At 35.3% G+C, this 25,868-nt stretch carries 20 protein-coding genes; 8 read left to right on the forward strand and 12 right to left on the reverse strand.

The features are described 5' to 3' along the window. Positions 1-318 precede the first annotated feature (318 nt). The 3 genes from BXY82_RS11575 to BXY82_RS11585 all read right to left on the reverse strand — a co-directional run bounded on the left by BXY82_RS11575 (position 319) and on the right by BXY82_RS11585 (position 2,889). Positions 319-921, reverse strand: a complete 603-nt coding sequence (locus tag BXY82_RS11575) for a porin family protein (protein WP_133758341.1) — start codon at positions 919-921, stop codon at positions 319-321. A gap of 39 nt (positions 922-960) precedes the next feature. Further along, the gene (locus tag BXY82_RS11580) at positions 961-1,740 is read right to left on the reverse strand and encodes a membrane metalloprotease (RefSeq protein ID WP_133758342.1); all 780 of its coding nucleotides are present in this window, start codon (positions 1,738-1,740) and stop codon (positions 961-963) included. A gap of 90 nt (positions 1,741-1,830) precedes the next feature. After that, positions 1,831-2,889, reverse strand: a complete 1,059-nt coding sequence (locus BXY82_RS11585; RefSeq protein WP_133758659.1) for a hypothetical protein — start codon at positions 2,887-2,889, stop codon at positions 1,831-1,833. Between the two features lie 207 nt (positions 2,890-3,096). On the opposite strand from BXY82_RS11585, the gene BXY82_RS11590 reads away from it, so the two are divergent. The 4 genes from BXY82_RS11590 (at position 3,097) to BXY82_RS11605 (ending at position 8,293) form a co-directional block, all read left to right on the forward strand. After that, positions 3,097-3,618, forward strand: coding sequence for an RNA polymerase sigma factor (locus BXY82_RS11590; RefSeq protein WP_133758343.1), 522 nt, complete (start codon positions 3,097-3,099; stop codon positions 3,616-3,618). A 56-nt stretch (positions 3,619-3,674) separates the two neighbouring features. Continuing rightward, positions 3,675-4,589 carry a FecR family protein gene (locus BXY82_RS11595; RefSeq protein WP_133758344.1) on the forward strand — a complete coding sequence of 305 codons (915 nt, stop codon included), beginning with the start codon at positions 3,675-3,677 and terminating at the stop codon, positions 4,587-4,589. After that, positions 4,576-7,119 (forward strand): TonB-dependent receptor plug domain-containing protein, encoded by a 2,544-nt coding sequence (locus tag BXY82_RS11600; RefSeq protein ID WP_133758345.1) that lies wholly within the window; start codon positions 4,576-4,578, stop codon positions 7,117-7,119. The genes BXY82_RS11595 and BXY82_RS11600 overlap by 14 nt, the downstream gene beginning before the upstream one ends. Before the next feature lie 337 nt (positions 7,120-7,456). Next, positions 7,457-8,293, forward strand: a complete 837-nt coding sequence (locus BXY82_RS11605; protein WP_133758346.1) for a universal stress protein — start codon at positions 7,457-7,459, stop codon at positions 8,291-8,293. A 122-nt stretch (positions 8,294-8,415) separates the two neighbouring features. On the opposite strand, the gene BXY82_RS11610 is transcribed toward BXY82_RS11605, so the two are convergent. The 8 genes from BXY82_RS11610 to BXY82_RS11645 all read right to left on the reverse strand — a co-directional run bounded on the left by BXY82_RS11610 (position 8,416) and on the right by BXY82_RS11645 (position 20,557). Beyond that, positions 8,416-8,739: a hypothetical protein gene (locus tag BXY82_RS11610; RefSeq protein ID WP_133758347.1), complete on the reverse strand. Its 324-nt coding sequence runs from the start codon at positions 8,737-8,739 to the stop codon at positions 8,416-8,418. 356 nt (positions 8,740-9,095) lie between these two features. Beyond that, the gene (locus BXY82_RS11615; RefSeq protein ID WP_133758348.1) at positions 9,096-10,313 is read right to left on the reverse strand and encodes an exo-beta-N-acetylmuramidase NamZ family protein; all 1,218 of its coding nucleotides are present in this window, start codon (positions 10,311-10,313) and stop codon (positions 9,096-9,098) included. A gap of 63 nt (positions 10,314-10,376) precedes the next feature. Further along, positions 10,377-12,059 carry a glycoside hydrolase family 3 protein gene (locus BXY82_RS11620; protein ID WP_133758349.1) on the reverse strand — a complete coding sequence of 561 codons (1,683 nt, stop codon included), beginning with the start codon at positions 12,057-12,059 and terminating at the stop codon, positions 10,377-10,379. Continuing rightward, positions 12,056-12,877: an N-acetylmuramic acid 6-phosphate etherase gene (gene murQ, locus BXY82_RS11625; RefSeq protein WP_133758350.1), complete on the reverse strand. Its 822-nt coding sequence runs from the start codon at positions 12,875-12,877 to the stop codon at positions 12,056-12,058. The genes BXY82_RS11620 and murQ overlap by 4 nt, the downstream gene beginning before the upstream one ends. Positions 12,878-12,900: 23 nt before the next feature. Further along, positions 12,901-14,373 carry a sodium:solute symporter gene (locus BXY82_RS11630; protein WP_133758351.1) on the reverse strand — a complete coding sequence of 491 codons (1,473 nt, stop codon included), beginning with the start codon at positions 14,371-14,373 and terminating at the stop codon, positions 12,901-12,903. Between the two features lie 245 nt (positions 14,374-14,618). Beyond that, complete coding sequence (locus tag BXY82_RS11635) at positions 14,619-16,106, reverse strand: SusD/RagB family nutrient-binding outer membrane lipoprotein (RefSeq protein WP_133758352.1); 1,488 nt, start codon at positions 16,104-16,106, stop codon at positions 14,619-14,621. An 11-nt stretch (positions 16,107-16,117) separates the two neighbouring features. Next, positions 16,118-19,309, reverse strand: coding sequence for a SusC/RagA family TonB-linked outer membrane protein (locus BXY82_RS11640; RefSeq protein WP_133758353.1), 3,192 nt, complete (start codon positions 19,307-19,309; stop codon positions 16,118-16,120). Positions 19,310-19,447: 138 nt separating this feature from the next. Beyond that, a complete protein-coding gene (locus BXY82_RS11645) occupies positions 19,448-20,557 on the reverse strand; it encodes an acyltransferase family protein (RefSeq protein ID WP_133758354.1) in 1,110 nt (369 codons plus the stop codon). A gap of 160 nt (positions 20,558-20,717) precedes the next feature. Here BXY82_RS11645 and BXY82_RS11650 point away from each other — a divergent pair, with 160 nt between their 5' ends. The 3 genes from BXY82_RS11650 (at position 20,718) to BXY82_RS11660 (ending at position 22,956) form a co-directional block, all read left to right on the forward strand. After that, entirely contained in the window at positions 20,718-21,467 is a 750-nt protein-coding gene (locus BXY82_RS11650) for a DeoR/GlpR family DNA-binding transcription regulator (protein ID WP_133758355.1), read from the forward strand. A 55-nt stretch (positions 21,468-21,522) separates the two neighbouring features. Then, complete coding sequence (locus BXY82_RS11655; protein WP_133758356.1) at positions 21,523-22,326, forward strand: SDR family oxidoreductase; 804 nt, start codon at positions 21,523-21,525, stop codon at positions 22,324-22,326. A gap of 171 nt (positions 22,327-22,497) precedes the next feature. Further along, positions 22,498-22,956 (forward strand): COG2426 family protein, encoded by a 459-nt coding sequence (locus tag BXY82_RS11660; RefSeq protein WP_133758357.1) that lies wholly within the window; start codon positions 22,498-22,500, stop codon positions 22,954-22,956. Between the two features lie 81 nt (positions 22,957-23,037). Here BXY82_RS11660 and BXY82_RS11665 read toward each other — a convergent pair whose 3' ends face one another. Continuing rightward, complete coding sequence (locus BXY82_RS11665) at positions 23,038-24,303, reverse strand: flippase (protein ID WP_133758358.1); 1,266 nt, start codon at positions 24,301-24,303, stop codon at positions 23,038-23,040. Positions 24,304-24,393: 90 nt separating this feature from the next. On the opposite strand from BXY82_RS11665, the gene BXY82_RS11670 reads away from it, so the two are divergent. Beyond that, positions 24,394-25,380, forward strand: a complete 987-nt coding sequence (locus BXY82_RS11670; protein WP_133758359.1) for a helix-turn-helix transcriptional regulator — start codon at positions 24,394-24,396, stop codon at positions 25,378-25,380. Positions 25,381-25,868: the final 488 nt, after the last annotated feature.

Consider the following 25,868-nt stretch of genomic DNA (forward strand, 5'->3'; position numbering starts at 1 on the left):
TTCAGGAGCATCAATTTAGAAAACCAAAAAAACACTTACTAACATACTTTCAAATTTTATAAGTACTTATTTTACAGTACTATGAGTGGGTATCGTAAAGTAGCTAGTAAGTGCTGAATTAAATTGAAAAAAATTTACAGCATATTTAATCGTTCAATAGGCGTACTTACCATAATTTTTGCGGAAGATGTGGCTCTATTTGGATATCTTTTATAATAAGATCCATCCAATTTTAAATATATGGTTTCAAGATTGCAACTTCATACACAACTGCACTGCCTTAAGTTTGAGCCGTTAAATTCCCAATTAAAAAATCTATTAGAAATCTATCCCTACTGCGAACTGCCACACACGGTTTTTTGGATCTCCTTCATCATAAATGCTTCCCATACCTAAATGGTATCTTACACCTAAACTAATTCCTGATTCAGTTTTAAATCCAGTTCCAAAATTAAATCCCCAATCAAATTTTTCAGGCTCCAATTCACGTGATGTATCAAAAAGCCCAAAGTTGCTATCATACTCTTCTTTATGAGAGATAGCCAAGCCAATTTGTGGCCCTGCTTCTAGATAAAAATGATTGGCAGGATATATCTTTAGTGATACAGGTAGGTTCAAATAATCTAACTTTTGTGTAAATGTCCCTCCATTATCTTTAAGCTGATAACCCTGTTGAGAATACATTAATTCCACTTGTATAGCCACAGCACTTATAAGAAAGGACTCTCCATAAAATCCTGCAAAAAAACCATGACGCTGACCTGTTTCTGAGTCCTCATCAAAACTTACTGCAGCCAAATTATAACCTAATTTTAATCCAACGTTTGAAGTATTCGTATCTTTTAAAGCTACCTTTTCTTGGGCAGCAATATGCATAACAAAAGTTAATGTGACAATAATTGTGATATAAAGTGATTTCATATTGTATATTTTGTTTCTATTCATAATTTTTATTTCGTGTTACTTGCCACCATTAGCTCTCAAATCAGCAATACAATTTGCATCTAAGCTCGGTGCAGCACTCATATTAGCCATATCAAAAATTCCTGCTCCAGACTCTGACTTCCAAAACATCAAACAATCATCATTATTACAATGTTTAGGATGTGCACCATCTTCATGATTTGTTTGCATAGGACTTCCTAGGTTTGTAAGTCCAAAAATATGTCCAAACTCGTGTGTCATAACAGTAGTTTCCAACAATGAACGACTAGGCTCTAACGGGCTATTACTATAATTGTTCAAGGTTTCTTGAAACACTACAAAGGAGGTATTCCAATAAGCCGTTCCGAGTACCACAGTGTCATCAGCAGTTGAATCTCTATCAGATTTTCCGTCAGAAAAATAAGCCCATACAGCAATTCTATTTTCTGTATTATAATATTTTCGGTGTTGTCTTTCTATATCCGCGATATCATTAATGCTATATCTCGTTTTATTTGGAGAAGCTATTGCGCGTTTTTCCACGACAATTCCTTGAGGTTTAAACGTTCGCTTTTCTATAAAAGATTTTAAATTATTTATGGATGCTTGTGAAGGTTCATAACCATCAACATATACAACCTCTATAATCATACTTGTAAACTTGACATCAGATAGCAAATCATTTGCTGAACTCCCAGTACTTTGTCTGTTTACAGATTGAATAACACCATTTTCTTCATTAATTATTACACCATCTTCTGAACATGCACTTAGGATAATTATCCCTAACATAAGGACTACTTGTTTGAATTTCATTTCTTCAATTTTTAAGGATTTTTAAAACAGCTGTCTAATTCTGACAGCTGTTTTTTTAACATAACATAAATAATGGTGCAATTTAATAAATTAAATTTGGGACAGAACTAATTTTACAGCAGCATCAGTTTTACTTTGTAGTGAAATAGAAGTTTGAGAATAACTCGTTACCTTCCATGATTTATTAAGTGCCATAAAAGCTGTATTACTAGAAAAAGTTATATTTAAGAACACATCTATTTCTGAAACTACTTTAAAACTTCCATTAACAGTTGCTAGTGTAGGATTAACTGAATTCTTGGCTGTAACAGAAAGATCATTTGCAAAGTTAATGGTGTAATTTGCATAGGCATTAGCGGTATCAGTTCCTGATTGCACATAAGAATCTACCTTATATAACCCATTAACTAATATATTTTCTAAACTTTTGGCGTTTTGCGAAGCATCCTCCTTAACTGCTTCTGTTTCTAAACATTCTGAAATACGAGATTGCAAATCCATATCACTTGTAATTTCGACTACTGCACTTCCTTCCCCTTTAACTGCGGCTTTAATTGGGTATTTAATAGCGAATAACGCTGTATTATCAAAAGAGTTTATATATGTATATAATTCTTGTTTTGATTCAATTACTACACTGCCAGTTTGTTGCGCTTTTAAATCATAGGTCAAAATTGTAATTGGCATTTGAATATCCAAACAATTAATTGCCGATTTCGCCTGATTTTCCGCGGTCTCACATGCACTTATTAAAGCGTTATATTCTGTTTGATTCGCAACTGTAACTTGTGTATAGTCGCTCAATCTTACCTTTAATGGAAATTGAAGTTTAATATTAACAGCATCACTCGTAAATTGTCCAAGAATATTTAATACTAATTGATAATCGGATTCACTTCTAACTGTAATTTGTGTGTTATTAATAGTAGCTGTCACTGGTAATATAATGGATGAACAGGAGGTTCCATCTAAAAAATCGTCAAAACTACCATCGTGCATAGCTGACCGTTCTAAATTTTTTGCGGTAGCAGATGTTGAGGAATTTGTATTAGGATTTTCGCCATTATTAACATCTACTTCATCTTGGCAAGAAGTTAATGTGATAATTGACAGACCTAAAATTGCGAACAAAGATTTGAAGGTTTTCATGATTTTCATTTTTTTTGGGTTTTAATTTAATTTGATTTTTAGCAAGCTACATTGTGCGCTTTGTATAGATAAAACCCCTAACTCTCAAATTACCCTATACTTTTTTATATTTTTTTTATGTTTTTTTCCTAATATACTGGTGCACAAAAGCTTAAATACTAAGTTATTTTTATATTATTTTTGCCTATCTTAAATATGATAGATCTCATGAGTACCCCCAAGCCTAAACTCTGTGAAGAAGATTATTTCAACACTTTTTATCTAGAACATATCCAAGCAGCAAGCAATTTTGCATATTTTAAATGTGGTAATAGTGATACTTCTTTAGATTATGTACAAGATGCTTTTCAAAAAATTTGGGGAAACTGCTCAAAAATTGATCCTGACAAAGCCAAAACGTACCTATTCACCACCATTAATAATCTCTTCTTGAATCATGTTCGGCACAATAAAGTTGTATTAGCATATGCTAAAGCCGCGCCTTATAAAGATCAAACAAACTTAAACCCCCAATATTTAATGGAGGAAGATGAGTTTAAAAAAAAGCTTCTTGCTGCAATCGAAGATTTAAGTGCTGACCAACGAGAGGTATTTTTATTGAACAGGATTGAAGATAAAAAATACAAAGAAATTGCTGAGCTTCTCAATATTTCCCAAAAAACTGTAGAGAAACGTATGTCTGCTGCATTAAAAATTATGAGAGAAAAAATAGATCGAACAAAATTTTAAAAAATTAAATAGGGTTATTATAAATTAAAGTGTCTTATAATTGAAAATCAATAAACATGGATAAAGAACGCGACATATTAAAGTGGTTTGAAGGAGAACTTTCCTTTCAACAGCTAACAAACAAGTATCCAAATGATGATTTTTCTACTTTAGAAAAAGTAAACTTTTACTCAAAACAAATCAAAGTTCCAAAGGTTGATACCTATGCATCTTTAGATGCTTTTAAATTGAGAAACTCCCAAAAACAAACATCTAAAGTTTTCCCTCTAAATTATAAAAGTTTTCTTAAGATTGCTGCTGTGTTTATTGTCTTAATAACAAGTTCTTATTTTTTGTTTTTCAATACAATGACGTCGTACACAACAACAATAGCGCAAACAGACACTTTAACCCTTCCGGACAATTCGGAAGTAGTTTTAAACGCAAACTCCAAAATTTTCTTTAATAAAAAGGCGTGGAAAGACAATCGTAACTTAAACTTAGAAGGCGAGGCTTTTTTTAAGGTAACTAAGGGCAGTACATTTACTGTACAAACGAAAGAAGGCGAAGTTAAAGTTTTAGGAACACAATTCAATGTTAATCAGCGTCCAAATTATTTTGAAATTCATTGTTATGAAGGCTCAGTAAGGGTCAACACACATACTAAATATCAGATTTTAGCCCCAGGCCAATCTATAAAAATTATAGCAGGAACTATGGGTGAGGTTGAGAATTTCAATGCTCAAAATCCATCATGGTTAAATAATGAGTCTAGTTTTAGCAACGTACCTTTGTGGCAAGTAATAAAAGAGTTAGAAGTACAATATGACATTCGCATAAACGCTTCAAAAGTAAATACTTCACAATTATTTACAGGCACATTTACGCATTCAGATAAGAATATCGCATTACAATCTGTAACTATTCCTTTAAGAATTAGTTTTAAAATTGATGGAAAAGCAGTGGAATTTTACAATAATGAGTCAAACTAAATTCCTTTTTATAGTTCTCTCATTTGGATTATTGTCTTTCGAAGTTTATGCGCAGGACAAATTACCATTATCTGACTTACTAGCACAACTTGAAACTAAATTTGACATCAAATTTTCCTATTCCGTGAATGATGTCAAACAAGTACGGGTTGGCCAACCACATGATTCTGCTACGCTAGTGCAAATTATCAATCAGCTTAATGCAAACACAAACCTAAATTTTGAATTTTTAGATGAACGGTATATTGCTGTTTCTGTCAATAATAAGAATATTTCTATTTGTGGCATTGTGTATGCTGAAAACTTAAACACACCTCTATTTGGAGCCACAATAGCTGTTACTAATAGTTCAAATGGGACCGTTACAGATGTTAATGGTAAATTTGAATTGAAAGACCTATCCGCAAATGCTCTCGTTTCCATATCCTATTTAGGATTCACCTCTCAAACCATTTCTGCATATAATCTACGCATATCTAATAACGGATGTACAACCATAATCTTACAAGAACATAGCCAGGTACTTAACCAGGTTTTTATTTCAAAATTCTTAACAACCGGTTTGCAAAAATTAATTGATGGGAGCACCATTTTAAATACCGAGAAATTCGGAATTCTACCAGGGCTTACAGACCCAGATGTTTTACAATCCATACAAGCCTTACCTGGCGTGGAGAGTGTAAATGAGAGTATAGCAAACATCAACGTGCGCGGCGGAACTAATGATCAAAATTTAATATTATGGGATGGTATCAAAATGTACCATGCGGGACATTTTTTCGGGCTTATTTCCGCATATAATCCTCATTTAACTAATAGTGTTGTGGTAACCAAAAATGGCACTTCTAGTGAGTATAGTGATGGCGTTAGTAGTACAATCAATATGTCTACAAAAAATGAAATTGGTTCTGAACTGTCTGGTGGTTTTGGCGCGAATTTGATTCATGCCGATGCTTTTCTTGAAATTCCTGTAATTGACAGATTAGGGTTACATTTGTCAGGTAGACGCTCTTTTACTGATTTCATCAATTCTCCAACCTACAATAATTACTATGACAGGAGTTTTCAAGATAGCAAACTTTCTACTACAAAAAATCCAATTGACAACACTGGAGATGCATCAGAATTTTATTTTTATGATTACACTGCTAAATTATTATATGACCTAAATGATAGTCATAAATTTAGAGCCAATTACATTGGAATTAGCAATCAATTGGAATTTAAAGAGCCTGACCAAAATGACACTGAAGATAACGTATCTAAAACCAGTATCTTAAAACAAGAAAACATAGGGTTTGGGGCTCATTGGGATGCTATATGGAACACAGATTTTTCCTCGTCTATCTCAGCATTTTACTCTCGCTATAATGTAGATGCCATTGATTATAATATTGATCGAAAGCAGCAGCTTACACAAGCTAATGAGGTTTTAGAAACAGGTGTAAAAATAAAAACAAATTATAAATTCAGTAACCATCTTAATTTCTTAAACGGCTATCAATTTAGTGAAATTGGTGTGTTAAACGGCACTACAGTTAACGCCCCATCATATGTGACCATTAAGAAGGATGTGTTGCTAAACCATGCACTTTTTAGTGAAGTGGAATACAATAATAAAACGACATATTTACGTGTGGGCGTTAGAAGTAATTACTTTCAGAAATTTGCTAGATTTATTATTGAGCCACGCCTTAATTTTAAACAAAAGTTGAACTCCCATTTGGCGCTTAAATTGCAAGGCGAATTTAAAAATCAATCAGTAAACCAATCTATTGATTTTGAATATAATTTTTTGGGTATCGAAAAAAGAAGGTGGGTTTTGGCTGACGATATAACTGCCCCTATTTCTGAGAGTAAACAAGGTTCTTTTGGTTTAGAATTTCACAATAATAATTGGTTAATTGATGTTGAAGGATTTTATAAGCATGTGGATGGCATCACCACCTCAAATCAAGGATTTTATAATAATTATCAATTTATAAATGCCAAAGGAAGCCACACTTCTAAAGGTGTAGAATTATTACTAAACAAGACAGAGCGCACCTATAGTGCTTGGTTAAGTTATACTTTTAGTACAAACAATTATTATTTTCAAGAATTCAATCCGTCAAAATTTCCGCATAATGTAGATGTCAGGCATTCCATATCAATGGCAATTAATGTGAATGTATTAAAAAATTTAGAGATTTCCATTGGTGGCATATGGCGCTCTGGAAGCCCTTATACAAAGCCTCTAAAGGATAAAGAAACTGTTAAGGATGGCAACACATATAGCGTTAATTATGATTCGCCTAATAGAGAGAATCTCGACGACTTTATGAGATTTGATGCTTCATTACATTTTCAGACACAAATAGCAGAAAAGGTGCGTGCCATAATTAGAGCTGGAGTGATTAATATTACTAACAAGACAAACGTTACTAATAGATATTTCAAAGTAAATGCAGATAATTTAGACACGACTGTTCAAGTTGATCATAATTCATTAGGATTAACACCAAACTTGAGCCTAAGAATCAATTTTTAATACCATACACCTTTTGGAAAGGCTTCAATAAACAACGGATATCCACATTTTAGGGTATATTTTAAATTTTTATAAATATAAATATATTGTTTTAAACTTTTCTTTCCTGAATAAAACACTTAAGCAAAAAAATACTTACCGCTCTAAAGCCTGTCATGGCAACTAAACAATAGCTTTTTCATCACAAATCAGATTTTATATGTGCTAGTTTAGATTTTAATCAGATTATCCTGATATAAGTCATTTTGCTTTTACATTTAAAATCTTAAATTTACAGTTCAAAACCATTAACCTTATTAAATCCTCTCTATTTCATTGAAATAAACTGATAAAAAGCATGAGATATCACCTATTAGTACCAACAGATTTTTCAGAGAACGCATGGAGTGCTGCGCTTTACGCCTTAAAATTGTATGCCAATAAGCCATGCACTTTCTATTTTTCGCATGCTTGGACATTTTTGAACTCTGGATCGAGAACGCATATATCTCAAAGCTATATAGATCCCTTAATTGAAGAAGCGAAGGCACAACTAGAAGCAGTAAAGGAAAAAGCGAAACAGGAAAGCTCCAATAATGACCACGAATTTGAAACAATTTTCAGTTTTGGTTCCCTTATGGACTCTATAGAATTTGCAAATAAGGAGCATAACATCGACTTGGTGGTAATGGGTACAAAGGGTGCCACTGGTGCTAAAAAATTATTTTTAGGCAGTAATGCCGTTACGGTCATAAATAGAGTGAGACGCGCACCGTTATTACTAGTGCCTAAGAAAAGTAGATATGAAACACCTAAAAAGATTTTGTTTCCAACGGCATTCAATAGATTTTTCGGTGAAGAAATAAAGCGTGTAAAACAATTAGCCGAGCTGCATCTGTCATCTATAGACATTCTCCATATCAATAAAAAAGAAACGCTTTCTGAGATTCAAAATTCTAATCTGGAAAGTTTAAAAACAGAATTGGAAGACTTTGACTTAAATTTTAATTGGATGTCAGATTACAATTCAAAAGCAATTGCCATAACTGATTTCATAAAGGATAATGACATTAATATTCTTGCTATGATTAATTATGAACATAGTTTTATTGAGAATTTGGTTAAAGAACCTATCATTAAAAAATTAGGTTTTCATTCTAAAATTCCATTTATGATCATCCCACGGATTGATTAAGGTAACACAATTTTTTTTATATACTCCTGATATCACACGTAAAAAAAATAAAAAAGCGACTCCAAATGGGTCGCTTCGTTTTTTATTGCTGATTATGAAAATAGTTGGTGGATTCAGTATTACTAGGCTACGTCAGCTAACCACCGCTGTACATAAACATCATTTCTTGCATGCCATTGTGTATGCATGGCGTATAAAAAACCGTTTCTCTCAAATTCATAAGCCCAAGTGTAACGGTCCATACCCTTTTCATCCTTTATGGCATTCATTTTTTCTGACTCCGTAAAATGTGTTGGAACTTTCAATACTAACGGATTTTTTATATCAAAAACTACTTTTGAATGCGATTTTCTGCAGAACTTATCTAAATCGGCATCAGATAAATTTTGAAGGGCTTTTGAAATTTTCTCTTGAATTTCAATATTGTTATATAATCTTTGACTCATAATAAAGGTGACATTATCTTTTATTTGGTTATTCACTATAACCATTAACGCTTGTATAGCGTTTTACTTGTGGATTAATAGGAAGGGGTCAAAGATAGGGAGATTATTTGTATTAACTACCCATGCGGTAGTAAACCCTGAATTTAAAAACCATATTTTGATATCCCTAGGCATATCGCAATTGAAAGTTAAATACCCTCAATTATTAAGATGCACTAGCTATAAAAGTTTAATATCAATCTTTTAAACGGCAATTAAGCGAGCAACTATATTGCTGCCTTCTGCGTATTTCAATGTTTTACACTTCAATAATTCCTACAACTACAGAACCATAATAGAGAGGTGCACTCTTTAACTTAGTCATATAACACATATTTTGCTCGCGTTTCTTTAAAAGACTCCAATCCAGACTGCCATGTTTTCTTTATTTCATCAATGGACATGCCTTGCGCAATTTGTGTCTGTAATTTGGTGGTTCCTGCCAATTTCTTGAAGAAGTCGTTAAAGAATGTTTTTTTGTCTGGTGCGCCATTATACGCTTGTATCAACCAATCTAAGCGAATTTCATTAAGCCTCTCCACTTCCCTCAAATCTTTACCGTAGCAAAGCTCACCTTGATGTTTAGGCGTTTTAGCTCCAAAATTAGGTTGTGGTGTAAAGCTGAAATTGAACTGTTCTTTTGGTAAATATGGTGCTCCAAAAATTTGAAATTGCATTTCAGTACCACGGCCACAGCTTACCGTTGTGCCTTCAAAAAAGCACACACTCGGATATAAATTAATTGACTTGGCATTTGGAAGGTTTGGCGATGGCAATATTGGTAAATCGTATTCTGAAGCATAGGTATAGTTCTTCAATGGCACTACAGTTAAATCGCATTCAATGCCATTTTCCAGCCATTTCTCGCCATTGATCATCTTTCCATATTCGCCAATAGTCATTCCATAAACAATTGGCACCGGATGCATGCCTACAAAACTTTTAACGTCGCTCTCTAAAACAGGTCCATCAATATAATGACCGTTAGGATTTGGACGGTCTAAAACTATAACGGGAACATTGAGTTCCGCAGCAATTTCCATCACATAATGTAATGTGGAAATATAGGTGTAAAAGCGAACACCAACATCTTGAACATCAAAAAGCATGACATCAACGTTTTTCAAAAATTCTGGGGGTGCCTTTCGATTTTTACCATAAAGTGAAAATACCGGTAACCCCGTTTTATCATCCACACCGTCTTCTATATATTCGCCTGCATCAGCAGTACCGCGAAAGCCATGTTCGGGAGCAAAAACTGTGGTTACGTTAACATTCATAGCTATTAGTGAATCCACAATATGAGTATAGCTATCTTGACTAGCATTTTTAAAAATAACACTTGTTTGATTGGCAACAACACCCACTTTTTTACCTTCCAACAATTTCAGGTAGGCTTCTGTCTGATTAGCGCCTGTAACTATCTTAAGATTTTCAGCCGGAGTATGTGCCCCAGTGTGATTGTTGTCTTGATTTTTCTTAGGCGCAGAATTACAAGCTAAAATAGTGATTAAACATATGAAAGCATATTTCATAAAATTAAATTTTTTAAGTTGTTAGTATAAAATCTAAAGGCTAAATATTCCTTTATATGGAGATTATAAAGAATTTACTAGTCCTGAATGCACAGGATAGCTCGCAGAAATGGACGCCGGTAAGGTCCCTTTCGCTACTGCTTCTCCATAAATTATTTCAGCTGACAGTTTTTTTGCAACATCAGAATTTTCATATGATATCAGAATGCCTTCCACGTGCTCTAAATTGGTCTCATTTAGACTATACTGACTCGCGAAAACTGTAAGAATGGTTTTATGTGCTTTAGCTATCGACTCAATCACTTTCTTATCGTCCTCCGAAATAGCATAGGTTAAGCGGCTGTTTTTCCGATGGTACCCTATAATGACTTTATCGTAATTTTTTAGCTCTTCGAGCAAATTTTTGTTAGAAATTTCAATCACCTCAGTCCTCAATTTTAAGGCCTTTAAAAATGCGTCATGAGGACCTTCACCCAGTTTTACGAAAGCAACTTTCTCATCGGTATTTTTATTCATCGGCAGCACTTTATCATCATTTTTTATCAAAGTAATCGCTTGTCTTATTGCTTCCGTATATAGATTCGTATTAACCTCACCGTTTAAATCCTTGATAAGGTTTTTTGTTGGTATTGGTTGATAGTTATTCAATCCGGCATCGAATTTGGCGGCAAGGATTTTCTTTACAGAAAACGCTAAACGCGCTTCCGTAATTTCTTTATTAGTGTAAGCTTCTACAATTTTAGTGATGGCTTTTGGTGCATCCTCAGAAAAAAGAAGCACGTCATTTCCTGCTTGAAATGCGGCTAGGTCAATATCGCCTGGTTCTCCATAATCGGCTACACCTTTCATGTTTAATGCATCGGTAAAAATAAGACCTTCGTACCCCAAGTTTTCTTTCAGTAGTTCCGTCACAATTTTATAGGATAATGACGATGGTAAGCCCGATTGAGGTTCTAAACTTGGTACGTTTAAATGGGCCACCATTACACCACCAACACCTTTTTTGAACAACTCTTTATACGGATACAATTCTACCGAATCAATTCTTTGTTCTGAAAAAGCAACTGTTGGCAATGTTTTGTGCGAATCTGTATCAGTATCGCCATGACCAGGGAAGTGCTTGGCAGAACCAATGACGCCTGTACTTTCCATGCCTTTTGTAAATGCCCACGCCTTTTGGGTAACATTATATTTATCCTCGCCGTATGAACGCACACCAATCACAGGGTTTTTAGAATTTGTATTGATATCCACTACAGGTGCAAAATTGATATGAATGCCCATACGGTTACAATCTTTACCAATTTGCTGACCAATCTTTTCAATAATCTTGGTATTGGTTATCGCACCCAAGGTCATATTGTATGGATACCTTGCTGTACTATCCAATCGCATATTCAATCCCCATTCGCCATCGACCCCTATAAGCATTGGAACTTTAGATAAGGCTTGATAAGTATTGGTTAGTTTTGCTTGTCGCATTGGTCCTCCTTGAAAAAATATCAACCCCCCAATTTGATAGTCATTGATGAGTTTTTGAATAGAATCAGTATGGGAATCCACTCGATTGGAATAAGCGCTCACCATAAACAACTGCCCTACTTTTTCTTGAAGTGACATTTGGTTGTATACACTGTCCACCCATTGCTTTCTATGATCCACTTCTACAGGACGTTTACTGGACGTTTTAGCACAAGAAGCCAACACAAGCATGGCAACAATGACTATTCGTAAAATCTTTTTCATTTCTTATTCAATTTATAGGTATCAACTGCTTTACGGACGCTTTTATGTTCAGCTAACAGCGATTTTGCCGTAGTTTCATCCACATGCGCTTCATTCATAATCATTTGAACGCCTCTAGTGACTAACTTTTTGTTAGACAATTGCATGTCGACCATCTTATTGCCTCTCACCCTTCCTAGCTTGATCATGACCGTTGTAGAAATCATGTTTAAGGCTAATTTTTGGGCTGTTCCTGCTTTCATTCGCGTACTTCCTGTAACAAATTCTGGACCTACAACCAATTCGATAGGAAAATCTACTGCTTGCGATAACGGCGAATTGGCATTACAGGTGATACACCCAGTAATGATACCTTGTTCTCTTGCTGCTTTTACACCACCAATCACATAAGGCGTGGTACCGGAAGCCGCAATCCCGACTAGGGCATCTTTTGAAGTAATGTTGTGTTTTTTGAGATCTTCCCATGCCAGTTCAGCATTATCTTCAGCATTTTCAACAGCTTTTCTTAGCGCGCCATCACCTCCAGCAATTATACCTACTACCATAGTATCTGGCACACCATATGTTGGCGGGCATTCGGAAGCATCCAGCACGCCCAAACGCCCACTAGTGCCTGCGCCAATATAAAATAAGCGTCCCCCATCTTTCATTTTAGAATATATGGCATCTACCAAGCTTTCAATTTGAGGAATGGCTTTTTCTAAGGCAATAGGCACCGTTTTATCCTCAGTATTCATATTGGAGAGCAACTCAAATGTGTTCATTTTCTCAAGGTCATTATAATCTGACGCTTGTTCGGTTGTTAATTTACCTTCCATAGGGTTTATTATTTTATTTGCTATTATGATGAAGTTTCAAATTGATGTGGCTTTTTCTTTACGAGAATCAAGCACACGATTGTTAAAAAGGCATTGACGAAAATATTCATGAATCCAAAATCAAAGTTATACCAATTTATAAAGAAGTAATTTAAAAAATAAGTTACTAGAGGCATGGCAATACATATATACGGTACCGCCGCATCATATACTTTTATTTTTGTGAAAATGCCCAATAAATACAAGCCTAATAATGGTCCATAAGTGTATCCGGCCACCTTAAAAATAGTTGATATCACATCGCCTTTACTTTCTGAAAAGGCCATGATTATTAGAAAAAGAAACGCTGAAAACCCAAACAATGTGCGATTTTTAAGTTGTAGTTTTTTCTTAGCATTCTTCGATTTTATGTTTAGGAAATCATGTGTAAACGATGTGGTGAGTGCGGTAAGCGCAGAATCGGCGCTAGAGAAAGAGGCCGCTGTTATACCTAAAATAAAACTAACCCCTGCAAATATTCCAAAATGATTTAAGGACAGCATTGGAAACAAATTATCGGTATTGATAAATTTCCCGTTTTCAATATCTAATTGTAGGCCGAATTTCTCAGCATATAAATACAACATCACACCTAATCCTAAAAATAGAAATTGGGTAACCGCCAAAAAGATGCTGAAGGTCAGAATATTTTTCTGAGCCTCACCTTTAGATTTACAGGTTAAGGTCTTTTGCATCATATTCTGGTCTAACCCAACCATTGCCACGGCAATTAAAACACCGGAGATAAACTGTTTATAGAAGTTATTTCCTGAATTGAAATCCCAATCAAACACTTTAAAATACTCATGATTGGTAACTGATGTGATTGTTTCTGACACACTCATATCTAATGAACTGTTTACGACGTAAATAGATATACCTACCGCTGAAAGCAGGAAAAATGTTTGCAAAGTGTCCGTCCATACTATAGTTTTAATCCCAGATTTATTGGTATATAACCAAATCAGGACTAAAATAAGGATGACCGTAACATAAAACGGAATGTTGAAGGCATCAAAAACGGCATATTGTAAAATTTTTGCTGCCAGCATCAATCGTAGTGCGGCACCAAAAGACTGTGAAATAAGAAAAAACATAGAACCCGTTTTATAGGTCTTCATCCCAAAACGTGTTTCTAAATAACTATAAATTGAAACTAATTTTAAATCGTAATAGATTGGCACCAACACATAGGTTATAAAAACATAGCCTACTACATTCCCGAAGACAAACTGTAAATAATAAAAATAGTTATTGCCCACCATACCAGGAATAGACACGAAGGTGACCCCTGATAAAACGGCACCTATCATCCCGAAGGCAACAATTTGCCAAGGCGATTTTCGATCTCCCGTATAATAAGAATCCTCACTTGTGTTCTTTGAAACAATGTGAGAGATCAGCATTAGGACTCCAAAATAGCCGGCAATTATCAATAGAATTATAGTTGCACTCATGTGTATGTGTCGTTTTTATTTTAATGGTTAATTTGGTTGTGATATATTTTAAATCTCTAAAAATACTTTAATAAATTTTAAACGGTGTAAGCAGTTCTGTTTTATCATTCATTAAATATTAGAATTGCCAAGGGCAAATTTAACAAGTATGACAAGATGCAAAAGAAAAAGGTGAAGGTCTAAATTGTTTGAAATTTAAAGTCCTTCACCTCAGCTTTTAAATAAAATTGAAGAAACACTTCATACTAATTTTTATCCCACCACATTCTTGTTAATAGACCGTCGCCACCTTGCTGCTCTATGGCAATTGCAAGCATTTCTGGATTATTTAATTTTTCAGAACCCGGGTAAGGTAATCTTCTTGGTATTTGACCTTCAGTGAGCAGATCTGCAACATTTGCAGGCACTAATTCAGGATATCCAGATCGTTTCCAGTTAGAAAAGGATTCCAATCCGTTACCAAAGGTTGCAACCCAATATTGTTCGTTGATCATCTTTAAAGCTTCAGAAGGCTTAAAAGGATTGTCTGCTAAATAGGCGTCGATTTGAGTTGTAGTAATTATGGCACTATCTCCATATAGCGATAAGTATTGCATTGCCGCAGTAACTCCGGCTTTGTAATGCGCTTCAACATCGGCACCTGCTAAACCCCATCGCACAGCAGCTTCGGCCAACATAAACTCAACCTCAGCGTAAGTTTGAAAAAATAACGGTGCATCGTATACCACATTTCCAGAACCTCCAAAAATATGAATGTTTGGTTTTGAATTGGCATTCCCTCTAGTAGCATCATTAATGTCCTGGCCTGATTGCAATGCAAAGTCCGTATTACCATCTACAGTTGAAAATAACACTGAAACTCTAGGGTCATTTTTAACTTTCATATAATCCATTAATGTCTTTGATATCTTCACTTGGGTTGGCGCCCTAGATGTAAAACTTTTAGTTAGCGGATTGACATTAGGTCCGCCATCACTGGCTGAGTTTTCATATTTTGTATATGCAATATCGGCATTACTTGTCATTACGCCTCCTTCAATAGCCTTAGTAGCCCAAGATTTGGCAGCAGCATCATCAACTTTTACCATCCTCATAGCTAAACGCAACATTAATGAATTAGCGAATTTTTTCCATTTTTGAGTGTCGCCTGCAAATAACAAATCGGCAGATCCATAAGAACTAGGAGTTCCTTCCCCAAGGATGGTTGCAGAACTTTCTAAAGTCTCTAACATATTCATATATATATCACTTTGCCTGTCGTACTTTGGAAATCGAATGCCTTCTAAAAAGCCTTTGCCTGCTTCGCTATAAGGAATATCACCGTAAGCATCTGTAAGTCTACTAAAGATTAAAACTTTTTGAACTCTAACAATGGCCAAGTCAGTTTGAGCTGTTGGACTGGTGCTTGTTTTCAGTTGTTCTTCTAAATCTACCACATTCTTAACCGTATTAGAAAATTGCTCTTCAAATAACTGGTGGGTGTTTCCTTCTTTATACAAAAATGAGGCATAAGAAGTGTTGTTAAGATGCTGCACATTCTGCATCAAATGGATCACATTGTAAAATAAGGTTGCTACATAACTACTCCCACCCGTATACAATTGGATGAATGTTAACTTTGTGGAAGGATCAAGTTGCGTTGGTTTGGTAGGATTCACGTTGAGTTCCTCAAAGCCTTCATCACATGAACTAAACATCATAACTATTGCTAGTAAAATCAGTATTTTTTTCATTTGTCTATTTTTTAAAATTTCATGTTTACAGAAAACCCATAGCTTTTGGTTGATGGGATTCCAAATCTTTCAATACCTTGAGAATTCAAGTTGTTAAGCGCTGCTTCTGGATCGATATTATCTATATCTCTTTTGATAAAAAACAAATTTCTACCAATTACAGATATCCTTAAGTCATTTATAAAAAGATCTTTTAGCACATCACCTGGCAGATTATAAGATAAACTCAATTCGCGGAATTTGACAAAGTCTGTGCTATAGACAACCTCTTCAGAAATCCCTCTACTCTCTTCTAAGATAACACCATAGTAAGTTCTTAAATTTTCAGGAGCAACCGTCATAGTAAACGGGTTGCCCGTGGCATTATCTATGCCAGAAACTTCCAATCCATTTTCACGACCTTCCAAAGTCTTTTTATGCAATCCACGTAACATCAATTCTCTATTAGTACCTGAGTGCACACTGCCGCCGTATTTAGCATCAATTAAGAAACCTAAAGACAGACTTTTATATCTAAACGCGTTATAGAACCCTACAGTATACGGTGCTACACCTTGACCTAATATTTTGTTTTCGCCTTGGATTGGTTTTGGTATACTCCCCGTAATATCATACAAGATATTTCCTGAAGCATCTCTTTTGTAGGACGAACCATAAATGACTCCATAGTGTTCTCCAACAATATGGGAGATAATAGCTGTACGTGAACGTGTTTGACTTCCGTCAACATTAATGGGTGTGTTCTCATCATCAGTTTGAAGAATTTCACTATCATTATAACCTAAGTTGATTGAAGTGTTCCAGGAAAAATCTTCAGTTCTGATCGGGGCCCCGCCAATTAACAATTCAATACCTTTATTTTCTAGTGCTCCGATATTTAAGATTGACGATGTAAATCCTGAAGACTGTGATGCCGCTGCCCTTACAATATCGTTAGTAGTTTTATTGCGATAAAAAGCAACATCTATATTCATTCGGTTTTTAAAGAATCGCCCTTCTAAACCAAATTCGATTTCGTCCTTTTGAAATGGGATCAAATTAGGATTAGGGATTGAATTCCCATTTAATTGTCCGAAAGATTGGCCCTGAAAGCTTCCCGTTACTGCATAGTCTAAATTCAAGGCATAAGCATTTTGCGCACCACCAGCTACTTGAGCATAACTTGTTCTTAACTTTAAATAATCTATAGATTTAGGCATGTCAAAAGCTTCACTAAGCAGCAAACTACCACTTAAAGACCAATAGAAATCATTATTTGGTGTCTCTTTACCTGGATAAGACAAGGTGGAAAACCAATCATTTCTACCTGTAAATGTTATGTAAAGGTATTTGTTATAATCTACTTCAAAAGACCCATAAATCGAATTTGTTTTTGTTTTGTAGTAATCATTTTTGGGCTCAGGCAAGGTAGTGTTATTCAAATCTTCCAAACCTTGTACAATGAAGCCTCTACCAATAGCACTTAACTGCTCAAAGGAAGATGAACGTGAATTGGCTCCTATTATGGAACTGGTTCCTATAGTATTCGTAAGCTCTTTATTGATACCCAACATAATATCAGCATCTACTGAAGTATAAGTTGATTTAGCTTGACTCAATTCACCACCCGGGCGGTAAGTGGTACCGAAAGGGGTTACGGCTTTTCTTGCAAAATCGTAAGTATCGATACCGGCACGACCTGTAGCATAAAGCCAATCTGTAATATCATAACGTAAAGTGGTAGATGCAGTTAGTCTATTTTTCTTGTCGTCGTTATTAAAATTATTGACAGCCCAATATGGATTTGAAATAAAATTACTCGGTTGGAACCTAAGTTCAGTACCTTCCTCATTAGAACCAGGTCTCAAGTCATTTATATCCAAACTGCTCGGTAAAACATATGCAACTGTATTTGCGTTTCCTGGTGTATCTCCAATATTGATACGGTTATGTACTTTTTCAATAATATACTTGGCATTAACCGTAGAGGTCAACTTGGGATTGATATTTGCAGAAGCATTTAAAGAAAGGGACTTTCTATTTAAAGTAGAGCCTGGAAATATATCGTTGTTATCTAAATTGGACATTGAAAAGCGGTAGCTGTAATCATCACCTCCTTTGGACAATGCCAAAGTATTAATTGCTGTGGTCCCTGTTTGGTAGAACTTATCCAAGTTATTACCTGTATAGGCATAAGGTCTTTTAACACCGTCCCAGTTGTAAACCATAGATCCATCCATAATTGCACCCCATGATTGCAGCGTGCTAACAAATGCATCATCTACAGCATTTTCCATATTTGCAATCTCTATCGGGTTGTTATTTACATCATATTCATAACCAGGTTTTAATCTATTATCCCCTTGTCCGTATGTGGTTTGAAGGTCTAGCAGATCTGTGTTAACGCGATCAAATGTATATGAAGTAGAATATTCAATACCCAAAGTTTTTTTACCTTTTCCAGATTTAGTTGTTATCATAATGACCCCATTGGACGCTAAAGAACCATACAAAGCCGCAGCCGAACTTCCTTTTAATACTGAAATTGATTCAATATCATCGGGATTCAATGATGAAATATCATCACCCCCATCTCCAGTACCGTCATTGGTAGGACCTACCACTGAACTTTTTGTATTATTAATAACTGGAATTCCGTCTACCACATAAAGTGGTTGATTATTACCAGTTAATGAACTGGCTCCACGAATAACTATTCTACTAGAACCCGAGGCACCAGAACTGGTTGTAGACACATTAACACCGGCAACTCTCCCTTGCAAAGAGTTTACCGCACTTGTTGTTTTAACCTGAGAAATATCTTCACCATCTACAGTGGTGAGAGAATACCCTAATGCTTTTGATTCACGCTTAATTCCTAAAGCGGTAACTACAACTTCATCTAAACTTGTTGCATCCTCTTCCATCTTCACATTCAACACTTGATTGTTACTTGACAGTGTTAATGTAACCGTTTTATACCCTACAAAGCTAAATACAAGCTTTTGACCTTGTAAATCACTCGCACTGTTAATGGTATATTTCCCATCAAAATCTGTTACACTCCCGTTTGAGGTTCCTTCCACTATCACATTTACACCCATTAAAGGCATACCGCTACTAACTTCCGTTACCGCACCAGATACTGACGAAGTTTGTGCAAATGACATTTGCCCAATGAACATGCACAACATGACAACTACTTGACCACAATAATTTTTCATACAGTTAATATTTAGTTAATTTTCATTAAATATAGTAAAAAATAAGAATTACACGCATTAATTATGCACAATTATGCGTTTTTAAACCAAAAATCTCGAAATGTTTTATTAACAGCACTAATAGTGCATTCTCTCTTTCTAAATTTTTATAAAGATTTTATTTCTATATAGAAGATAGCATATCGCCCAAAAGACGATGATATGACTTATGGCGAACAGTAAAGAGCCATTCATATTACCAAAAGTTGGCGCAAATACATTAGAGAATAGGTAGCGATATAAGGAGATAGTATCTGTTTGTCCTGACACTGGAAGCTTAATGATATAACTGATAGTTTTAGCATAAACTCCTGAAAATACAAAGATAAATAGCGGATTTGAACCAAAATGAACAAATGGTCTGGACCAAGAACTTGTTTTTTTATAGTCGATTATAAAAATTAATACAACCAAAACCAATGTGGCCAAACCTGCAGTATACAAAACATAGGAACTGGTCCATAATGGTTTATTTATAGGTAATACCAATCCCCAGGCGCCACCAAGAATGGTCATAAGGGCCCCGTAAACTGACAGTGTCTTCATTTTTAAGATTAAAGATTTTGTATTGTGTATCATATCACCTATAAGATATCCGATAATTACCGTTCCAACTGCCGGAATGGAAGATAAAAGACCTTCAGGATCAAATGGAATACCGAAGCCTTTATAAATATGCTGATCTCCAAACACATACAAGTCCAATGTTCTGACAACGTTGTCCTCTAAGGCATACGGATCTAACCCACCGCCATAATATAGAAGTGCCCAATACCCAAAGAGTATTATCGCCAAGATCATCCAAAGCTTCCGTTTAGTAAAATTGACACATAGCAAGGCCCCTGCACCATAAGCTAAAGCAATTCGTTGTAATACTCCCATGATTCGGACATTCTCAAAATTGAAATAAGGATATAGGTTAAGAAGCAGACCAATCAGGAAGATACCAAATGTTCGTTTCAGAATTTTAGAAATTGCTGCTTTAGAAGCTGCTTTCTCATACTTTTTAAATGAAAAATAAAGTGACACCCCCACAATAAATAGAAAAAACGGAAAAACCAAATCGGTTGGTGTACTCCCATGCCAAACCGCATGCCTCAATGGCGAATAGATAAAACTCCAGCTCCCTGGAGTATTTACCAATATCATCAAAGAAATAGTCATTCCCCGCAAAACATCCAATGAAATAATTCTCTGAGAAGTGCTCATAATTTCTTAGTTTTAACAAAATTTTATAAAAGTATCCTCAAATGTATACTTTTTTATCATTACATGCAGAAGTAAGAGACGACTCTTGCATTTTATTGCATATATTGAGCAGTTATTATGCATCAAGTTTTCGCTAGAATCGGAATAGAGAAATAAAAAGATGAAGAAAAAAGAGCGCCAACAAAAGATTGTTGATGAAGTGAGTATTAACAGAAAAGTCAGTTCCAGCTACCTATCTGAAAAACTGGACGTGTCTGAAGATACGATTAGAAGGGATATCAAAGAGTTGCATGACCAAGGATTATTGGCAAAAGTACATGGTGGCGCCATATCAACCGTTCAAAAGTTATATCATTATAATGAGGACGTCATCTACAACAGAGAGAATAAAGTTCGAATTGCCCTAAAGGCCATTAAATTAATTGAAGATGGCATGGTCATAATTATGAGTGGTGGGACAACCAACCTAATTTTGGCAAAATTACTACCCAAAAACTTAAAAGCAACCGTTTATACTTATAGTTTGCCTATTGCCATGCAATTAACGGAGCATCCATTGATTGAGACCATCTTTATTGGCGGTAAAATTCAAAGAAGCGCGATGGTGACCACCGGAATTGATGTGATCCAATATCTTTCAAATATCAGAGCGAATATATGCTTTATTGGGGTGAGTGCTTTAAGCATAGAGCAAGGCGTCACTGATGAAGGCTATGAGGTAGCCATGATCAAAAAAGCCATGATCAATGCATCTCAAAAGACAGTATTTCTCGTCACTCCTAATAAATTCAATGCTACCTTAAATCATGATGTTTGTAGTTTTGGGGAAATTGAAACGGTTGTAACAGATCTCGCTTCTGATGATTTAACTTTTAAAAAGTATCGAAAGGAAGGATTGCCTATGCTGTAGCACACACTACTGTTCAAAAATTAAATATATTTATCAATAGGATAATATCAAATTCATGCACTTACAAAACAAGACGATTCTTATCACCGGTGGTGCTTCGGGAATTGGTAAAATCATGGGCCGATTGATGCTAGAGCGCAAGGCAAAAATCATTATTTGGGATATCAACCAAGACGGCATCGACACAACAATTAACGATTTTTCAAAATTAGGTTCCATTTCAGGGTATCAAGTAGATGTTTCTAATATCCAACAAATTAAAGAGACAGCACTTAAAGTAAAACAAGATCACGGCGGCGTTGATGTCCTTATCAATAATGCAGGAATTATAGTGGGCGAATATTTTCATGACCATTCTACAACTGACATTGTCAAAACAATGGAAATCAATGCGAATGCACCCATGCTCATCACGGCAGAATTCTTAAATGATATGCTCCAAAAGAACTCGGGGCACATCTGTAACATCGCATCTTCAGGCGGGCTTATTTCCAACCCCAAAATGTCAGTATACGCAGCTAGTAAATGGGCATTAATTGGATGGTCCGACAGTTTGCGACTCGAAATGAAAAAATTAGAAAAAAATGTGAATGTCACCACCATCATGCCTTACTACATCAGCACCGGAATGTTTGATGGTGTAAAATCCAAGATTCCAATTCTAGAACCTGAAGCTGCAGCCCTAACAATTGTTAAAGCTATTGAATACAACAAGAAAATGGTAACAATTCCTGGTTACATCTATAGAATCACGCGTTTTGGGCAGGCCATCATGTCTGTTAATGTATTTGACTGGTTTACGGGAAGCGTTTTGGGTATTTATAGCACTATGGAACATTTTACAGGACGAAAAAAATAAAGCCACAACACACTTCTAACCCTACTAAATACAGCCTTTAATTTCTATCGCTCCACGCCAATAAAAAATCTACCGACTAACCTCCCATTATTTTTTTAGCTAAACTTTAATACATCTGTAACATCCACAGTGTCAAAATAGATTATTTTTGCAAAATTAAATTACGAAAACATGATTTCTGATTTACTCATTGCAATGCTGTGGAGTATTTCCCCATTAGGAGAGGCAAAAGTAGGTATTCCTTACGCGCTATTAAACGGTGTAAATATATACCTCACGTTTGCGTTTTGTTTTTTGGCCAATGTTTTGGTGTTCCCTATTATGATGTTCTTTCTAAAAGTAATTAATCTCTATTTTTTAAAATATTACTATTACAAAAAAGCAGCTCTGTTTGTAGCACGACGTGCCAAAATAGGTGCTGGAGATAATGTTAAGAAATACGGGTTTTGGGGTCTGATTATTTTTGTGCTTATTCCTTTACCAGGCACTGGTGTCTATGCCGGAAGTATTGCAGGGTATTTATTTGGCGTCGAGCGTAAACGTGCTTTTTTAGCTAATGTTATTGGAATTTTTATCTCCTGTGCTATTGTATGGACCACTACCTTGGTGGCTATGGAAGGTTTTAATTAAACATATTAGATCCGCATTCATCATATAATCGCTTTCTAGACTCAAACAACGTTGAGTAACCCAACTACCATGCTCTTAAAATCAACTCAATTTAAAAAGCACTAGAACCTCCTTTCTACTTTTAGTATCCATAAATACAAAGGCAATATTTGTTATAAAATGACTGACCAACACTGCTATTGCAGCGCCATTAACGTGCCACATAGGAATCAACAAATAACATAAGATGATATTTGAAATACAGCCCAAAATAAACCGATAGACATTTTTTTGTAAATCGTTTGTATTGATGAGGTGCTTTTCATAAACCATCCCAACAAATACAATAAGTGGCGCCCAACAGAAAATCAATAGTGGTCGCTTAACTTCAGCATAAGACGCTGAGAAAAAGGCATCTAAAATGAATCCACCAAAAATGGTATAAAAACAAGCTATGCCCATTCCCAGAATCAGCATAATTTTTAGAAGCGCTTTTATTTTCCTTTGATAGAGACCTGGGTCAACTTTAAACGACTCCGCTAATGATGGATATAGCGCATTGATAATTGAAAATCCGATATTCCAACTCAAAATGATAACCAGAAACTGCACTGTAGCAAAGATGCCGTTAGCGTGATCACCATGGTAATATTTAAGAAACAACTCATCTATAGTAATATAAAACATGATAAGACTATTGGAAATGATGAGCGGGAACGACATCCGTAATAAAGACGATGCCAAGCTTTTAGAAAACTTCCACTGTTTAAAAAACAATAGATTTTTATGCTTTAGAATGCAGATGTAAATGAGCCCTTGAATAAGAAAATCAAGAACAATCAATTTCGCAAAGTAATACACATCAAATTGTTGTGTCACTCCATAATATTGTAAGCCAACAATACCCCCTAAACTGGTTATTTTACTTATAAAAATAATTTTTGTCCACTTTTTGGCGAGCAAATAGTATTCGAACACGTCAGTGAGCTTAAACAAATAGCCAAAAGCTATCATAAGATATAAGCCCTTTAAAGCACTGTCCTCTAGCACACCGAAATACACTGTAATACCAAAAAAGACCACTACCCAACTCACTAATCGCAAATAAAATGCTGTGGCGAGAATTCGGTGATAGCGCTCAGGAATAAATACAATTTCACGGATACAAATGGCCGATAAGCCAAGAAAAAACACTGGGGTAAACATCCCTAATACCGATTCTACAAATTTGAGTTTTCCAATGTCGACAGTGCCCAGCGCACTAAAAATTTTTGGAACAATAAAGACGCCGGTTACAAGCTGTAGAATTTTTTCGAGCGTAAACCATTTGGTAGCAATAAAGTCTTTCTTACTAAATACCGATAACATCAACTAGATTTGGGAGGGTAAATATATAAAAACGGATTCCCTTTAGAGGTTTGAAAGTAAATTATTACTTTCGTTTTCCTAATCTATCCTATGACCCCAGAGTTTCTCCGACGGTATTACATATTACGCGTCATTTCCAATCCGAAAGTATACGGTATTGAGAAAAATGGTTTTGTTCCAATGACTGATTTACAAAGGGCACTACATCAATTAAGAGCCAACAATATTGATGACCCCTTATATGAGAAATTAAGTCAGAATGGCCAAAAAACAATAAAACGCGATTTAGAAAAAATCAAGTCCTACTACCACACTATTATCTTACACAAGCGAAATTACGGGTATTACGTAGAAGAAACTGACGTGAGCGAATCATTAAAAGAGGTCTATGAAAAAACAGAAATCTACCTTCTACACCATCACGCCCATAAGTGGAAATCGTATGTCACAACGTCCCGAAACTCGCTAAGTGCTCAAGTAGATTTGGTGCCTCTAATCCACGCTATAGAGCAGCACTTTATAGTAGAATTAGAGTATCGAGGTTGGTATGATGATAATGGATTTCAGACCGTAGTTGGATTTTTTCAACCCTTGCATCTTAAGGAAATCAACAAAGCTTGGTATTTAATCGCTCATAATGAGCAGTATGGTATTTATGCCTTCTGTTTAGATGATCGCATTAAAAGGTTCAAAATCAACAAGCAAAGTGTAAAACAGCCCATCACGTTCAACGCTTTTAAGTATTTCAAAAATGTCATTGGCATCTTAAAAACAGGGATGCAGCCAGAATGGATCCATGTTGCTGTGGCAAATCATCATTTCAAATATCTCATCAATAACCCCTTACATCATTCCCAACAGATTGTAGCAGCTCCTAAGTTAGCAGACACACATGATCTGGACTATAGCAATCCAGACATCTGGGGTGAACTAAAAGTATATATAGAACCTAATTATGAATTTTTAATGGAGATTTTTAAATACAATCTCTGGGTAAAGATTGTTAGTCCGTTACATGTTAAAGCCTTTGTAAAAGAGCATTTAGGCATGATGATGGCCTATTACGATCAACACTAATTTTTATATTTTCGATTTCCAAAGCTTATAAAATTCTACCGCGCATCTTCTTTTGGTCAGTACTACCTGCTAATGAGAGATTTGTAACGTTAGGTCTCATTGAGTATGAGAACGGTTTCTTAAAATTTTTCACATTAAAATTAAACTTTTTTCAATCGGACATGTTTTGTCCATTTAGGACATAGTTTTGAAACTGAAAATAAATTGAGAACCCCAAATCTACCAACCTATGGCAACCTACAGATGTCGGAAGTGTGGCATTCACAAAAACGACACCCTAAATTCCCAGTTAAATACGAGAATTACTTGTACTGCTTTGGAAAAAAATTCTGAAGTGGTACTACATAGTTGGGAAAAGCTTTCTGAGGACGATTTAGTATGTAATTGAATGTCGAAATTCGCAAAACTTTGAAATTATCTAGCAAACCTTACTATATAAAAAATCAGCCTATAAACAACTCAATTAAGCTGCGACCATCTTAAAATAT

Source organism: Gelidibacter sediminis (genome assembly GCF_004364975.1).
In the GTDB taxonomy this organism is placed as follows: Bacteria; Bacteroidota; Bacteroidia; order Flavobacteriales; family Flavobacteriaceae; genus Gelidibacter; species Gelidibacter sediminis.

Excerpts from the sequence above, each read along its gene's own strand:
- BXY82_RS11590 (WP_133758343.1), top strand. The coding sequence starts at position 3,097 with ATGAGTACCCCCAAGCCTAAACTCTGTGAAGAAGATTATTTCAACACT.
- BXY82_RS11615 (WP_133758348.1), bottom strand. The coding sequence starts at position 10,313 with ATGAAATATGCTTTCATATGTTTAATCACTATTTTAGCTTGTAATTCT.
- BXY82_RS11635 (WP_133758352.1), bottom strand. The coding sequence starts at position 16,106 with ATGAAAAAAATACTGATTTTACTAGCAATAGTTATGATGTTTAGTTCA.
- BXY82_RS11660 (WP_133758357.1), top strand. The coding sequence starts at position 22,498 with ATGATTTCTGATTTACTCATTGCAATGCTGTGGAGTATTTCCCCATTA.
- BXY82_RS11645 (WP_133758354.1), bottom strand. The coding sequence starts at position 20,557 with ATGAGCACTTCTCAGAGAATTATTTCATTGGATGTTTTGCGGGGAATG.
- BXY82_RS11580 (WP_133758342.1), bottom strand. The coding sequence starts at position 1,740 with ATGAAATTCAAACAAGTAGTCCTTATGTTAGGGATAATTATCCTAAGT.
- BXY82_RS11640 (WP_133758353.1), bottom strand. The coding sequence starts at position 19,309 with ATGAAAAATTATTGTGGTCAAGTAGTTGTCATGTTGTGCATGTTCATT.
- BXY82_RS11600 (WP_133758345.1), top strand. The coding sequence starts at position 4,576 with ATGAGTCAAACTAAATTCCTTTTTATAGTTCTCTCATTTGGATTATTG.
- BXY82_RS11595 (WP_133758344.1), top strand. The coding sequence starts at position 3,675 with ATGGATAAAGAACGCGACATATTAAAGTGGTTTGAAGGAGAACTTTCC.
- BXY82_RS11670 (WP_133758359.1), top strand. The coding sequence starts at position 24,394 with ATGACCCCAGAGTTTCTCCGACGGTATTACATATTACGCGTCATTTCC.
- BXY82_RS11575 (WP_133758341.1), bottom strand. The coding sequence starts at position 921 with ATGAAATCACTTTATATCACAATTATTGTCACATTAACTTTTGTTATG.
- BXY82_RS11605 (WP_133758346.1), top strand. The coding sequence starts at position 7,457 with ATGAGATATCACCTATTAGTACCAACAGATTTTTCAGAGAACGCATGG.
- BXY82_RS11665 (WP_133758358.1), bottom strand. The coding sequence starts at position 24,303 with ATGTTATCGGTATTTAGTAAGAAAGACTTTATTGCTACCAAATGGTTT.
- BXY82_RS11610 (WP_133758347.1), bottom strand. The coding sequence starts at position 8,739 with ATGAGTCAAAGATTATATAACAATATTGAAATTCAAGAGAAAATTTCA.
- murQ (WP_133758350.1), bottom strand. The coding sequence starts at position 12,877 with ATGGAAGGTAAATTAACAACCGAACAAGCGTCAGATTATAATGACCTT.
- BXY82_RS11655 (WP_133758356.1), top strand. The coding sequence starts at position 21,523 with ATGCACTTACAAAACAAGACGATTCTTATCACCGGTGGTGCTTCGGGA.
- BXY82_RS11620 (WP_133758349.1), bottom strand. The coding sequence starts at position 12,059 with ATGAAAAAGATTTTACGAATAGTCATTGTTGCCATGCTTGTGTTGGCT.
- BXY82_RS11630 (WP_133758351.1), bottom strand. The coding sequence starts at position 14,373 with ATGAGTGCAACTATAATTCTATTGATAATTGCCGGCTATTTTGGAGTC.
- BXY82_RS11585 (WP_133758659.1), bottom strand. The coding sequence starts at position 2,889 with ATGAAAACCTTCAAATCTTTGTTCGCAATTTTAGGTCTGTCAATTATC.
- BXY82_RS11650 (WP_133758355.1), top strand. The coding sequence starts at position 20,718 with ATGAAGAAAAAAGAGCGCCAACAAAAGATTGTTGATGAAGTGAGTATT.